Genomic DNA, 14329 nt, shown 5'->3' with positions numbered 1-14329 from the left:
TAGACTAAAAAGTTTTAACTCCACCATAAAACGAAGTTTCTTCCATATTAACTATATCTGGATAACCTGGCTTAATTTCATCAAAAGATAATTGTGGAATTAAACTTGCATCCTCTAAATAGCTGAAATGAACAGAAAGCAATTCTTCTTCTTGAAGTCCGACTTGGTCCAGATAGAATTTGATTAGCGACCATTCAGGTATTTCTGTAAAAATAAAACATGATACTTGCTTTAATTCACGCAATAACTTTGCTCGATATCCCTGAGCATAGTCAACTCCCGTTGGCAAATAACCAACAAGAAGATTAAAATTATAAATGGCCACAATTGCCTCCCAACTGATTAATGACGTCTTGTAAACTTAAATAGCAGAAATCTAATTGATTTTTTTGATATAGGGTAATCTCATTTTTTAAATCAGGACTTGTCGAAAGCCGTTTAATATAATCTATAAAGTTTACAATCTGATTTTTATCAAAAATTGTTTCTGGATAAAAGTAAGCTTTTTGATGTGCTATATCCCTGAAGGACAATACTGGAATGTCATATAAAATAGCTCGTGACAAGATATAGTCAACTTCGAAGAAATGATTGATATCCAAATAAAATTCACATTTTTGCAAGGCTCTTTCTACATCCAATTTAGACATTTGTGCTGATATAGTAACGTTTTTGTTTCTTCCGAGATTAAGAAATTTTTGGGAAACCATCGTTCTTGCCCCAATCATAAAATGATATTCTTGTAATCCTTCTATTAATTCTTCTATCATTTCCAATTCGTCACTTGCTGATAATATAAATATTGTTTTGACTAAACTACTTTCAGTTCTAGGTTTAACTACTTTAATATATGAATCTACTAGCCTTTGGCTTGAGTCACTAAAATCATATATCATCTCTAATTGATTATTAGTTCCAACTAGGTCTCTTAAGGTTCTACAATCATTCAAATTAATGCAATCAATAGCCTGATTTGCATCTTCAATCAAGTTTGAATCAAGAAGAACTAATTTATCACTGATCCCATTTTGCTTTAAATAATCTGTCAATAAAGTGAGCCGATTGGCGTAATATCCACTCACTTGAGGGTGATTAATTATCATAATGCCACTGCTTTTAGGTACAGTTTGAGCATATTCCTGACCAGATTAGTTATAATATATGGTTATTAGTGAGTTATTATTTTTATAATATTCTCTAGTATAAAGTTTCCCATAGTCATTATAAGTTTCTACATATGCTAGTTGGCCTTTGTCATCTAGCCAATCTATTGAATGAACCATTCTATCTTCAACGGGATTTCGAAAATTTATTATAGCTCTTTTTTGACCCCAATAAGTAACTTTTCCACGGTTATTTTGCTCAAGTGTGACTTCCCAAAAATCGGGTAGTGAGAGATGATTATAATAAATTGTTTTTTGACAATCATCACCTGTATACCCTGCCAAAGTTAACATCAAAGAGGTTTCATTATTAAAAAGAGTACCTTTATCTTTTAATATAAAATTCTGTCTACTTGTTTGAATAATTTCTGGAAATTCTTTCTTTGCGATTTTAATGTTTTGTCCATCACTATCAATTAATATCATACTTTCCCTCTTTATTTTCTCTCATTCCTATATATTATACTATAGAATAAGTTGAGATTACTTTTATTTAATGGAAAATAAAAAAACCTCTACAAAAATTGTAAAAGGTTTGGTATTTTATTTGCTCTTTAGTATGGTAAATGCTAACGTCATTATTAGTCATAAACTCTAAAAATCAATATTATTCACGAAAACTTGATAGTAATTTCCATCCATTAATTTATCATTAGCAATTACTTGACCATTCGCATAAGGATTTCCCTCAAATACAATTGACCATCTGCTTTTTTTAATTGAACATTTTGATTTGGGATATTTTCACCTACCTAAGCTCTTATAGTTACAATAATGTAAGTAAGACTATAAAATTCGTCTTACTATCTTGGTCACTAGTTAATAACTGTAGTGCTCTACCTTGATTATCCGAAATATCCTTCAAAACAACTTCTTTTCATAGTACGATCTGTCCTTAATTATCGACAATAGTTACTTGAAGTTAAAAAGTCCATTGAGTTGAAAATAGCTGAGCAGATCTACCTACTTCATTTACATGAATGGAGATAGAATCGTTATTTGCTACATATAAAGTTGAGATAGCTGATAATGTTACCAGTGATTTAATGATAATTTATCGATTTTTCATTTTTACTTCAATTTTAGTTAAACTATTACATTACTGATAAAAAAATAAATTTACTAGTGTAGTACATCTGAAATTCCTTAACCATTCAAGTAATTTTATAAAAAAATTCTATTAACAATAGTCAATAGAATTTAATATTCAAAATAGTTTAGACTTATTACTTTTCGTCAATAACAAGTCTAACTTTCTTACCTTGTGTTGGAACCGAATAAACAATCGATCTTATCGCAGTAATGGTACGACCTTTTTTCCCGATTACACGACCGATGTCTTGAGCATCCAAGTCAAGATGATATTCTAGAAATTCTGGAGTATCTTCAATTTTGATAGTAAGATTGTCTGGATGTGAAATCAAAGGTTTCACAATGGCGATAATAAGATTTTCAATGGTATCCATAGGCTTTTATTATTTTGAGAATTTTTGATCGTGGAATTTAGTCATAACTCCAGCTTTTGAAAGAAGGTTACGTACTGTATCAGAAGGTTGAGCTCCTTTTGACATCCAGTCAAGAATACGGTCTTCTTTAAGTGTAACTTGATTTTCAGCTACTAATGGGTTATATGTTCCAACTGTTTCGATGAAACGACCATCACGTGGTGCACGTGAATCTGCAACGTTGATACGGTAGAAAGGTTTTTTCTTAGAACCCATACGAGTTAAACGAATTTTTACTGCCATGATTTTTATGTCTCTTTTCTTTTTATCTTTTAAAGAAATATAATCTAATACTTCTTACTTAACTTATTATATCTTACCAAAGATAACCTGTCAAGTTTTTTTCTTGACAGAAATAAAAATAAAGCTTTTTCAAGGGATATCTAATTCAAGAAATTTTTCACAACTTCTCCTCCATAAATCCAAAAATAACTATAGGTTATCATTGAAATTGGTCTGCAAATCATGATAATTATCAGGAATTTCTTGAATGAAATTTTACTGAGCCCAGTTATCATTATCATTATATCGGCTGGTGCCATTGGTGAAACCATATTTAATATAAATATAGTTTCATAAGTTTTACTCGAAATTTTTTCTTCATATTTTACTATTTTGTCTTCATTAAGAAAGAGCAAAATAAATGGCCTTCCATATTTTCTTACTAGTACAAATAATAGGCTTGAGCCAATTATTATTCCTAGAAAATTAAGAACAAATCCTAGTAACGGGCCAAATGTAAGAAAACCAACTACAGTAGTCACACCACCTGGAATAATAGGAATAACAACCTGAATAATCTGTAAGAAAAAAAATATAATTGATCCTAAAAGAATATGATGCTTAATTAATTCAGATAAGGCATCGGGATTATTAAAAATATCAAGTTTGCCTATTAGTAAGAAGATAAAAACAATAGATAATACGATAGAAATCACACCTATAACTCGAAATATTTTTTTTAATTTGTTATGGCTAATTCCAAATTTATTCATATCTTAGAGCCTCAATAGGATCCAGTTTACTCGCCTTATTAGCAGGTAATAAACCAAAAATTATACCTATTGTTGCAGAAAATACAATTGCAATCAATGCAACATTAAATGAGACACTTGCACCTTTTAAATGCATAGTATTTCCTAATCCACCAACTGAAACATATGCTAATAATAAACCAATTAATCCTCCTAAAATTGTTAATACAATTGATTCAATTAAAAACTGATTTAAAATTTTCATTCGAGTAGCTCCAAGTGCTTTACGGAGTCCAATTTCTCTTGTTCTCTCAGTCACTGAAACAAGCATGATATTCATTACACCTATTCCTCCAACTAATAATGATATTCCTGCAATGGAACCAATTACTGTAGTCATTATACCAAATTGTTGGTCAATTTCCTTGATAATTTGACTGTTATCTGGAATAGTGTATTTGCCATCTTTAACATGTGATAAATTTGTTAACAATTTTGCTGCATCATGTCCAATATCGATACTTTTTTGAATATTAGTTACGTGAATATATATTGTTCCTACCTCATTAATATTGAATTCTGAGGCAACCTGAGTATTGGCCATAACTGCTCCACCCGTTACCATACCATTAACGGATACGGACTGTGTCTTAGTCTTATAAACGCCAACTACTAAATAATCTTTGTCCTGAAGACTAACTACTTTGTTCAGAGCATCTTTATAGTTCCCTTTACCAAATAACTCATCTGATAATGATGTATCAATTAAAATGATTCTTGAAAAATTTTTATAATCAGTATCTGAGAGTGTCCGACCAGCAACGATATCATATTTTTTAACCTTAAAGTAATCTTTACTAGCACCTGTAATATTGGTATCTTTCATTTTTTTCTTACCATATGAAATAGTTGAACTTGTATTATTCGTGAAATAATAAGCGTCAACACCATCAACTTCTCTAACAATTCGTTCCATCCACTCTGATTTTACTTCTTGTGTATTTTCTTGAACATTTAAGCTTGCATATGGATCTTCTTCTTTTGTCTTAGATTGGTAATATATTTGAACTTCTCTTTCATTATTGGAAAATGAGTCAGTCACACTCTTTTTCATAGCATTACCTAATCCCATAATTATGACAACAGCTGAAACACCAATAATAATTCCAAGCATAGTTAATAATGATCTTAATTTATGCCCCCAAATTGAACTAAGAGCGAATTTCCAATTTTCCATTAATTCCTCCTATTCAATTCGAACACTATCAGTAGTGTCTGCGGTAATTTCACCATCACGAATAACAATTTTTCGTGTTGCAAAGTCAGCTATATCAGGTTCATGGGTTACCATAATAATTGTCTTACCTTCTTTGTTAAGTTCGGTTAATAAATCCATTATTTGCTCACCTGTTTTAGTATCTAAGGCACCAGTTGGCTCATCTGCTAAAATTATTGATGGGGTGTTAACCAGAGCTCTAGCTATAGCTACACGCTGTTTTTGCCCACCAGATAATTCAGATGGTAAATGTTTCATCCGAGTCGACAATTCCACTTTTTCTAAATATAATTTAGACAATTCTTTTCTTTTTGACAGTCCAACTCCAGCGTAAATAAGTGGAAGTTCTACATTTTGTAAAGCTGTTAACTTAGAAAGCAAGAAAAACTGTTGAAATACAAACCCGATTTCCTCATTACGTACTTGAGCTAACTTTCGATCATTTAATTTATCTACTTCATTTCCATTAAGTAGATAGTCACCACTCGTAGGTCTATCTAGCAAACCAATAATATTCATCAAAGTTGATTTTCCAGATCCAGAAGGTCCCATTATTGCTAGAAATTCTCCTTCATGTACTGTCAAATCTATACCTTTTAAGACTTGGAGTTTCTGGTCTCCATTTTTATAACTTTTGACAATATCTTTCAATTGTATAAGTATCGTTTTTTCATCAGTCACTATTTAGTCACCTCAGATTCAGTTTTGGCTTTAACATCTTCAGATTCAACACCTTTAAGCTTTTTATTTTCTTTAATTGAATCGTTCGGATTAGCAATTACAATTTGTCCATTCTCAAGTCCAGTTAAAATTTCTTGATTTTTTGCATCAGCATTTCCAATTGTGACTTCTCTTTTCTTAACTTTTGAGCTTGAATCATCGTAAACCCAAACATAAGATTTTTTACCTTCTTTAAAGACTGATGATACAGGTACCAAGAGATGTTTAGCTTCATTAACAACTTCAACAGAAACTGTAAAACCTTGTTTCAACTCATCTAAGGGACTTGTTATATTTGCTTTATATTCATAATTTGTGGTACTTGATGTAGAGGATTTTTCACTTGCTGGTGCCCCTTGTGAAGTATTTTCTTGACTAGGATAATTCGAAATGTAGGAAATTTTACCTTGCCATTCCTTTTCTGGATAAACTTTTGATTTAATTTTCACTAATTGATCTTTTTTAATATTCGCTAAATCATATTCCGTCAAACTTCCTTTAACTTGTAATTGTCCTTCAGATGCAACATGTACCAAAGTTTGACTTTCTTTAGAAGAGGGGTCTAAATCTTTATTAACTTCGACAACTGTTCCATCACCACCACTTACTATTACTGTTTGATTTAATAATTCTTGAGCTTTATTTACCTCGGATTGAGCATCTGCATAAGCATCATTTAAATCTTGCAATTGTTGATTATAGCTTGCTGAGTCTGTTGCGGATGGAGACACCGTTGATCCAATAGTGGGTTCCTCAGATGATGAACTCACTTGTGGTTCTTGGGATTCTGCAATTGGTACACCATGGGTTTTTAAGTAATTAATCTGTCTACCAATTTTGTTTAAATTTCTGATAGCAGAATCGTACGCAGCTTGTGCTGTACTGGTATTATATTGAACAAGTTGTTGCCCCTTAGTTACTTTATCCCCTACATTTACAGATACTGTAGCGTCAGTACCTTTTGATGCATCAAAATATATATATTCCTCCGATTCTGCCTTCACCATTCCGGAAAGTAACGTTGTGGAACTGATAGTTCCCTCTTTAACATTTACCGAAGAATATCCTGTATCATGAGATTCACTAACTGATTTATTACTCTGAAAATACAAAGTAGTTCCAATAATTGTAAGTAGAACTACTACACCACTACTAATCATAATTTTTGTTCTTTTGGTCATTGTTTTCTGTTTCAACCTAGCCATAATATTCTCCTAATTGTATTGTTTATATAAGACAAGTATATAATCTAATTGTATTACTGTCAAGTTTTTTGTGTAAAATTATTAAATTTTTCTTAATTTTATTATAATAAAAATTAAGTTATCAAACCTTACAAAAATGTAATAATAACCAACGTTTTAGGAGAACTACATCCCTAAAGTTAGACAAGAAATTTAAGGATTGAGGGGTTTTAATATGAAATTAAGTTTAAATGATAAGTTTCAGATAAAGCATGAAGGTTTTAGCGCGAGTCATCTAATAATATAATTCGAGGTCAATAAGTCAAATAAGATATCTTATTTGACTTATTAATCGTTTGGACTCAAATAGTGCAACTTCAACAAGAATTAGATAGATGGTCATTTGAGGATTCAGGCTAGATTTCAGCTAAATTAGCTGGTTCGACCTATTACTATCATCTTAAACAACTTGAACAAGGTGAAAAAGATAATGTCATTAAAGACTAAATGCAAACAATTTATAAGGACAATAAAGACAATTATAGCTTTCGTCGTATCACTAAAAGGAAACAGTCCAGACAATGGCATAATGGAATCCTTTTTGGGCATCTAAAAATCAAATATGTTCTACGCCTATAGACTATAAATCATTAGACGACCTGGAGCAAGCAATGATAAAATACATTGATTATTACAACAGTAAACGTATCAAAATAAAACTAAAAGGATTTAGTCCTATGCAATACAGAACTAAATCCTTTTCTTAAAAATATAATGTCCAACTTTTGGGAGTCCATATAAAATGAAAATATTTTTTTATTATATTGATACTGTGGTAAATCCACGGCTTTCTAATACTTTTAACATCGCATTAGCTGTATCCAATGCAGTAAACAATGGAATGCCTTGTTCTATGGCTGAACTTCTTATGATTTGACCGTCCTTATCGGCTGTTCGTTGCTTACCGACAGTATTAATGATTGTTTGGACTTTTCCTTGTCGAATTAAACTTGGGATATCCATCTGTCCTTGCCCAATTTTCTCAACTCGTGTCGCGAACAATCCTTTTGTTTCAAAATAATCAGCTGTGCCACTTGTCGCTAAAATATGGTAGCCGATGGCATTAAATCGACGAGCAAGCTCTAAAGCCTCCTCTTTATCATCATCACTAATCGTGAAAACAACATTCCCAAAATCCTCTAGATGTGAGTAGCTTGCTTCAAATGCCTTATAAAGTGCCTTTTCTAAGCTAGTATCAGATCCCATCACTTCCCCTGTAGACTTCATCTCGGGTCCCAAAAGACTATCGACTTTAGCCAACTTATTAAAAGAAAAGACTGGTGCTTTGATATGAATCATCTTAGGTGCTGGATGTAACCCAGATTGGTAACCTAGTTGACTTAAATGCTTTCCTAACATTAACTTAGTTGCAAGATTTGCAATTGGGATACCTGTGACTTTAGACAAGAATGGTACTGTTCGACTTGCTCGTGGATTGACTTCAATGACATAAACTGTCTCACCTTTAATAACAAATTGGATATTCATCATTCCAATACATTTTAGGCCAATTGCTAGTTTTTCTGTATAATCAACAATTTTATCAATTACTATAGGTGATAATTTCTGAGGTGGATAGACAGCCATCGAATCCCCAGAGTGAACACCTGCTCTTTCAATATGCTCCATAATTCCAGGGATAAGAACATGCTTACCATCTGAGATGGCATCAACTTCACATTCTTGACCTATAATATAAGAATCAACAAGAACAGGATGTTCTGGACTAGCCTTAACAGCAGTCCTCATATATGATTGTAAATCTTGTTTATTTTCAACAATTTCCATAGCCCGACCACCTAAGACATATGAGGGACGAACTAGAACAGGAAAACCAATTTTTCTTGCTACTTGAATCGCTTCATCTTCATTGGTCGCAGTCTGACCTGGGGGTTGTGGAATATTTAATTCTTTTAAGACTTTCTCAAATAAATCACGATTTTCAGCCCTGTCTAAATCTTCCACCTGGGTGCCAAGAATAGTCACACCAGCGTTAGCTAATTTTTCAGCTAAGTTTATTGAAGTTTGTCCGCCAAATTGAACCAATACTCCCTTTGGCTTTTCTAAATCAATGACATTCATCACATCTTCAAAAGCAAGTGGTTCAAAATATAGTTTATCAGAAATCGAAAAATCTGTTGAAACAGTCTCAGGATTTGAATTCATAATTATAGCTTCATAGCCTGCTTCTTGAATCGCTTTAACCGAGTGTACAGTAGCATAGTCAAACTCAACTCCTTGGCCAATCCGGATTGGACCTGATCCAATTACGATGACAGATTCTTTGTCAGATTTAATGGATTCATTTTCCCACTCATAAGCGGAGTAGAAATAAGGCGTTTCAGAAGCAAACTCAGCTGCACAAGTATCTACCATTTTGTAAACAGGTTTGATGTCATGAGCCAGTCTTATTTCCCTCACTTTTTCTGGTGAATGGTTCCACAGTTCAGCAATAATTCTATCAGAAAAACCATATTTTTTAGCTATATATAATGTATCAAGGTCACCTTTGTTAGTCGCTAAGTCTGTTTCAATTTCAAAGATATGTAATAATTTATCTAAAAAGAATAAATCAATTTTTGTTAGCTCAGCTATTTCTTCGATAGAAAAGTCTCGACGGATAGCTTCTGAGAGATAGAAAAGGCGATCATCCTGAGCTTTTACCATTTTTTCATAAAGTGCATCATCAGATAGGATTTTGAGTTCTGGTAATAAATTGTGATAGACCCCAATTTCCAATGACCGACAGGCTTTGAGTAATGCTTCTTCAATGTTACGACCAATGGCCATGACTTCACCTGTTGCTTTCATTTGAGTCCCCAGCCGACGATCCCCATCCTCAAATTTATCAAATGGAAAACGGGGGATTTTTGCAACAACATAATCTAAGGCTGGTTCAAACATGGCATAAGTTGTACCAGTAACAGGATTAATCATTTCATCAAGAGTTAAGCCAACTGCAATTTTCGCTGCAATTTTAGCTATTGGATAACCAGTAGCTTTTGAGGCTAATGCAGAAGAACGTGAAACACGTGGATTGACTTCAATGACATAGTAATTGAAGGACTTGGGGTCTAAGGCTAGTTGAACATTGCAACCACCTTCAATCTTCAAAGCTCTGATTATTTTCAAGCTGGCATCTCGAAGCATTTGATTTTCAATATCTGACAAGGTTTGGGTTGGAGCAAAAACAATTGAATCACCTGTATGAATACCGACTGGATCAAAATTTTCCATATTGCAGACAACTAAGGCATTATCTGCACCATCCCGAATCACTTCATATTCAATCTCCTTATAGCCGGCTATTGAACGTTCAATTAAACATTGAGTTACTGGAGATAATTTAAGACCATTTTCAGCAATTTCACGCAGCTGTTCTTCGTTGGCACACATTCCTCCGCCAGTTCCACCTAATGTAAAAGCGGGTCGTACGATGATTGGAAAGCCAATTTTAGCTGCAAAATCAACTGCTTGGTCAACAGTATTAACGATTTTTGATTCTGGAATTGGTTGTCCCAATTCTTCCATTAATTGTTTAAAAAGGTCCCTATCTTCGGCCTGATCAATTGAAGATAATTTTGTTCCTAATAGTTCAACATCCAATTCTTTCAAAATTCCTGACTTAGAAAGCTGCATGGCCATATTTAAACCTGTTTGCCCTCCTAAAGTTGGTAGCAAGGCATCTGGTCTTTCTTTACGAATAATTCGACTGACGAACTCTAAAGTAAGTGGTTCAATATAAACTTTATCTGCAATATCCTTGTCTGTCATAATCGTAGCAGGATTAGAATTAACTAGAACTACTTGATAGCCTTCTTCTTTCAAGGCCAAGCATGCTTGCGTTCCCGCATAATCAAATTCTGCTGCTTGACCAATGATAATAGGCCCCGATCCAATGACCATTATTTTATTAATATCAGTACGTTTTGCCATTTTAAAACTGTAAAGGAGGATTCATTTTTCTTTAAAAAGCCTAGGTTAAACTGAGGCTTCTATTTTTTATTTATGAATAACTGTCCTTGACCTATCTATTTTTTAGAAGAAACAAGTCAAACCTCTACTTTTCCTTTCTATTTGCTACCTCACTGGATAGTTTTAAATATTAGTTATTAGTAGTTTGTAATTGAAATGAATCAATCATTTCCAAAAATGTATCAAATAAATATGAAGCATCATGTGGACCTGGAGCTGCATCTGGATGAAATTGTACTGAGAAAGCAGGATAAAAACGGTGTCTTAATCCCTCTACTGAGCCATCATTAATTTCCTCATGTGTCACAATTAATTCTTCTGGTAAACTTTCTCGTTCAACAGAATAGCCATGATTTTGACTTGTGAAGTCAACTCGACCAGTAGCAATTTCTCTAACAGCATGGTTAAATCCTCGATGCCCAAAAGTCATCTTATAAGTTTTTGCACCATTTGCTAGGCTAAATAATTGATGCCCCATACAGATACCAAAGATTGGAATCTTTCCTTGTACATCTCTTATCATCTTTAGGGCTTCTGGTAAATCTTCCGGATTACCTGGGCCATTTGTCAACATTACACCATCAGGATTCATAGCCAGTATTTCTTTCGCAGTCACATCAAATGGGACAACAGTGACATTACATTGACGCTTGGCAAATTCTCTTAAAATCGAATGTTTTAGTCCAAAGTCCACAACAACAATATTTTTCCCAAGACCTGGCGCTGGATATGCTGATTTTGTAGATACTTGTTCTATATTATTAGTTGGTAGCACCGTAGCTTGTAAAAGAACTTTTAAATGATCTATTGAATCACCAGCATCTGCTATAGTTGCTTTCATTGTCCCATGCTGTCTAATGATTTTTGTTAAGGCACGAGTATCAATTCCTGCAATCCCAGGAATTCCTTTCGCTTTTAAAAATTGATCTAAGGTCATCTGTTGACGCCAGTTACTGGCAATCCGACTAATTTCAGAAACTACTATACCTTTACAGGTTGGCTTAATTGTTTCGTAATCATCTCGATTAACACCATAGTTTCCAATAAGTGGGTAGGTAAAGGTCAGTATTTGACCATTATAGGATTGATCTGTGATTGATTCTTGATAACCAGTCATACCAGTATTGAAAACAATTTCTCCTGTGACATCGATATCAGCCCCTATGGCTTTTCCTTCAAAAATGGTACCATCTTCTAATAGCAATAATCTTTTTGTCATTTCAACCTCCTAGTAACATTTAGGCCTGGTTTCTACCATTTAAAATAGCCTCAATTATTGCCATTCTAACATAAACGCCATTTTCCATTTGAGCAACAATTCTTGCTTTTGGAGCTTCTACTAAACTATCAGCAATTTCAACTTCTCTATTTACAGGAGCAGGATGCATGATAATTGCTTGATCTTTTAACTTTTCATAGCGGCCTTCAGTTAAGCCAAATTTTTCATGGTATTCTTTTTTCGAAAATCCGGCAGTTCCATCATGACGTTCGTGTTGAACACGAAGCAACATTAGGACATCCAATTGATCAATAATCTCATCGATATCCTTATAAGTACCATATGATTCAAATTCACTTGAGTACCATCTTTCGGGACCACAGAAATAAACTTGTGCACCTAGTCTTTTAAGAATTTGCATATTTGATTTTGCTACTCGAGAATGGGTCAAATCACCTGCAATAGCTATTTCAAGTCCATCGAAATGACCAAATTCTTCATAAATTGTCATCAAGTCTAATAAACATTGACTAGGGTGTTGACCTGATCCATCTCCACCATTAACAATTGAAGCTGTTATTGTTGGACTTTCAATCAACTGTTTATAATAATCAACCTCAGGGTGTCTGATGACACAAATGTCAACACCTAAAGCGCTCATTGTCAAGACCGTATCATAGAGCGTCTCACCCTTATTAACAGAACTAGTATCAGTATTAAAATCGATTACTGGCAATCCCAATTTTCGCTCAGCAACCTCAAAAGATTTATGTGTTCTAGTTGAGTTTTCAAAAAATAAATTTGTCGCAAAAATTTTACTATTATCTTCTAATTTAACCTTACCTTGTTTAAACTGATGTCCTCGAGTGATTAACCCCATGACTTCTTCATTAGATAATAGTTCCATCGATACTAAATTTTTAAGTGAGACTTGATTATTAATAACTGACATAATTTCCCCTTTATGCTAATTGATTGCTGTCTTTGTAAAATTCTTATTCTGGTAATACTTTATTAAGGATTATTCCTAACAATGTTGAGAAGGCAACACCGGAAATTTGTAATCCGTTAATTTGAAGCATTAATCCACCAATTCCTGATACTAAGATAACACTTGTAATCAAGAGATTTTTCTTATTATCCATATCGACTTTCGATTCAATAAGAATTTTTAAACCACTTGAAGCAATGACTCCGAAGAGTGCAATTGAAATCCCACCGATAACTGGTGAAGGAATTGATTGTATCAGAGCAGAAATTTTACCTATAAAACTTAGGAGCGCTGCTATTGCTGCTGCTCCAGCTATGACATAAACTGAGAAAATTTTATTTAGAGCCATAACACCAATGTTTTCACCATATGATGTTACTGGCGGTGCACCTAGGAAACCGGCAATTACTTGTGCTAGACCATCACCTGTTAGAGTTTTTTCAAGTCCAGGATCTTTAAAGTAATCTCGATTCGTTAAACTATTCAATACCATAACGTGACCAAAATGTTCTGTCATCGTTACAAATGCAATTGGTGCCATTGTTAAGATTGCACTTGGATAAAATTTTAAGCCGTAACTTAAGAATGGGATTGAGACAGAAGGAGCACTAAACCATTTTGCTTGTGCAACTGCTGTGAAATTAATGATTTCTTGTCCAGTTACGAAACCTACTACCAAAGAAAAGACATAACCTACTAGTAATCCTAGTAAAATTGGAATAATTGCTACTAAGCCTTTACCATAAATGTTGAAGAAAATAACGGATAGTAAGGTTACCATACCGATTAGTAGATAGAGTAGATTATAGGTACCATCCTTCAACATAACACTTCCGACTGCTGTCGATGCTAAGCTTAAACCGATGACCATTACGATTGGTCCAACTACAACCGGTGGCAATATTTTATCTATCCAATCATTTCCTATTGCTTTTACGATCAGGGCTACTATCAGGTAAACTAAACCACCTGTTATTGCACCTTGAGCAACTGCGCCAATGCCGTCAGTTTTCATCAACATCTGCATCGCTGCAATATAAGCGAAACTTGAACCCATATATGCTGGAATTTTAAATTTTGTTACAGATAAATGGGCTAAGGTTCCTAGTCCACTTGATAACAAAGCAACTGATGGATCTATTCCGACTAAGATTGGAACTAAAACAGTTGCTCCAAACATAGCGAATAAATGTTGGAAGGATAGGCCAAACAGAATTCCTGCTTTGGGCATTTCTTCGACATCGTAAATTACATCTTTCATT

13 protein-coding genes and 1 pseudogene are annotated in these 14329 nt (G+C 33.6%); 1 reads left to right on the top strand and 13 read right to left on the bottom strand.

Going from position 1 to position 14329, the window contains the following annotated elements:
* Positions 1-4 precede the first annotated feature (4 nt).
* From MKY69_RS04255 to MKY69_RS04215, 9 genes are all read right to left on the bottom strand, one after another.
* Complete coding sequence (locus MKY69_RS04255) at positions 5-325, bottom strand: hypothetical protein (RefSeq protein WP_003106584.1); 321 nt, start codon at positions 323-325, stop codon at positions 5-7.
* Positions 312-1103: a hypothetical protein gene (locus tag MKY69_RS04250; RefSeq protein ID WP_062806717.1), complete on the bottom strand. Its 792-nt coding sequence runs from the start codon at positions 1101-1103 to the stop codon at positions 312-314. Before MKY69_RS04250 ends, MKY69_RS04255 begins: the two co-directional genes overlap by 14 nt.
* 45 nt (positions 1104-1148) lie before the next feature.
* Complete coding sequence (locus MKY69_RS04245) at positions 1149-1589, bottom strand: hypothetical protein (RefSeq protein ID WP_340791034.1); 441 nt, start codon at positions 1587-1589, stop codon at positions 1149-1151.
* A gap of 800 nt (positions 1590-2389) precedes the next feature.
* Complete coding sequence (locus MKY69_RS04240) at positions 2390-2629, bottom strand: KH domain-containing protein (protein ID WP_003104111.1); 240 nt, start codon at positions 2627-2629, stop codon at positions 2390-2392.
* Positions 2630-2638: 9 nt separating this feature from the next.
* Entirely contained in the window at positions 2639-2911 is a 273-nt protein-coding gene (rpsP, locus tag MKY69_RS04235) for a 30S ribosomal protein S16 (RefSeq protein ID WP_003105644.1), read from the bottom strand.
* A 140-nt stretch (positions 2912-3051) separates the two neighbouring features.
* Positions 3052-3663, bottom strand: a complete 612-nt coding sequence (locus MKY69_RS04230) for a TVP38/TMEM64 family protein (RefSeq protein ID WP_004234275.1) — start codon at positions 3661-3663, stop codon at positions 3052-3054.
* Positions 3656-4879, bottom strand: a complete 1224-nt coding sequence (locus MKY69_RS04225) for an ABC transporter permease (protein ID WP_311982186.1) — start codon at positions 4877-4879, stop codon at positions 3656-3658. Before MKY69_RS04225 ends, MKY69_RS04230 begins: the two co-directional genes overlap by 8 nt.
* A gap of 9 nt (positions 4880-4888) precedes the next feature.
* Complete coding sequence (locus MKY69_RS04220) at positions 4889-5599, bottom strand: ABC transporter ATP-binding protein (RefSeq protein ID WP_003106579.1); 711 nt, start codon at positions 5597-5599, stop codon at positions 4889-4891.
* Positions 5599-6843: an efflux RND transporter periplasmic adaptor subunit gene (locus MKY69_RS04215; RefSeq protein ID WP_003106576.1), complete on the bottom strand. Its 1245-nt coding sequence runs from the start codon at positions 6841-6843 to the stop codon at positions 5599-5601. The genes MKY69_RS04220 and MKY69_RS04215 overlap by 1 nt, the downstream gene beginning before the upstream one ends.
* Positions 6844-7375: 532 nt before the next feature.
* On the opposite strand from MKY69_RS04215, the pseudogene MKY69_RS04210 reads away from it, so the two are divergent.
* Positions 7376-7589: pseudogene (locus MKY69_RS04210) on the top strand (IS3 family transposase); the annotation flags it as partial.
* A 52-nt stretch (positions 7590-7641) separates the two neighbouring features.
* Here MKY69_RS04210 and carB read toward each other — a convergent pair.
* The 4 genes from carB to MKY69_RS04190 all read right to left on the bottom strand — a co-directional run bounded on the left by carB (position 7642) and on the right by MKY69_RS04190 (position 14328).
* Positions 7642-10818 carry a carbamoyl-phosphate synthase large subunit gene (gene carB, locus MKY69_RS04205; protein WP_311982187.1) on the bottom strand — a complete coding sequence of 1059 codons (3177 nt, stop codon included), beginning with the start codon at positions 10816-10818 and terminating at the stop codon, positions 7642-7644.
* Positions 10819-10987: 169 nt separating this feature from the next.
* Positions 10988-12076 carry a carbamoyl phosphate synthase small subunit gene (locus MKY69_RS04200; protein WP_003106573.1) on the bottom strand — a complete coding sequence of 363 codons (1089 nt, stop codon included), beginning with the start codon at positions 12074-12076 and terminating at the stop codon, positions 10988-10990.
* Positions 12077-12095: 19 nt separating this feature from the next.
* Entirely contained in the window at positions 12096-13028 is a 933-nt protein-coding gene (locus tag MKY69_RS04195; protein ID WP_003106571.1) for an aspartate carbamoyltransferase catalytic subunit, read from the bottom strand.
* A gap of 43 nt (positions 13029-13071) precedes the next feature.
* Complete coding sequence (locus MKY69_RS04190; protein ID WP_003105983.1) at positions 13072-14328, bottom strand: uracil-xanthine permease family protein; 1257 nt, start codon at positions 14326-14328, stop codon at positions 13072-13074.
* Between the last annotated feature and the right edge of the window lies 1 nt (position 14329).

The organism is Streptococcus sp. FSL R7-0212 (genome assembly GCF_038007985.1).
Lineage (GTDB): Bacteria > Bacillota > Bacilli > Lactobacillales > Streptococcaceae > Streptococcus > Streptococcus parauberis.
The sequence above is the reverse complement of the archived record's forward strand: the minus strand, read 5'-3'. Positions and strand labels throughout refer to the sequence as shown.

Bases quoted from the DNA above. Each gene is read 5' to 3' on its own strand.
- MKY69_RS04245 (WP_340791034.1), bottom strand. From the start codon at position 1,589: ATGATATTAATTGATAGTGATGGACAAAACATTAAAATCGCAAAGAAA.
- MKY69_RS04250 (WP_062806717.1), bottom strand. From the start codon at position 1,103: ATGATAATTAATCACCCTCAAGTGAGTGGATATTACGCCAATCGGCTC.
- MKY69_RS04215 (WP_003106576.1), bottom strand. From the start codon at position 6,843: ATGGCTAGGTTGAAACAGAAAACAATGACCAAAAGAACAAAAATTATG.
- MKY69_RS04225 (WP_311982186.1), bottom strand. From the start codon at position 4,879: ATGGAAAATTGGAAATTCGCTCTTAGTTCAATTTGGGGGCATAAATTA.
- MKY69_RS04190 (WP_003105983.1), bottom strand. From the start codon at position 14,328: ATGAAAGATGTAATTTACGATGTCGAAGAAATGCCCAAAGCAGGAATT.
- MKY69_RS04240 (WP_003104111.1), bottom strand. From the start codon at position 2,629: ATGGATACCATTGAAAATCTTATTATCGCCATTGTGAAACCTTTGATT.
- MKY69_RS04195 (WP_003106571.1), bottom strand. From the start codon at position 13,028: ATGTCAGTTATTAATAATCAAGTCTCACTTAAAAATTTAGTATCGATG.
- MKY69_RS04200 (WP_003106573.1), bottom strand. From the start codon at position 12,076: ATGACAAAAAGATTATTGCTATTAGAAGATGGTACCATTTTTGAAGGA.
- carB (WP_311982187.1), bottom strand. From the start codon at position 10,818: ATGGCAAAACGTACTGATATTAATAAAATAATGGTCATTGGATCGGGG.
- MKY69_RS04230 (WP_004234275.1), bottom strand. From the start codon at position 3,663: ATGAATAAATTTGGAATTAGCCATAACAAATTAAAAAAAATATTTCGA.
- rpsP (WP_003105644.1), bottom strand. From the start codon at position 2,911: ATGGCAGTAAAAATTCGTTTAACTCGTATGGGTTCTAAGAAAAAACCT.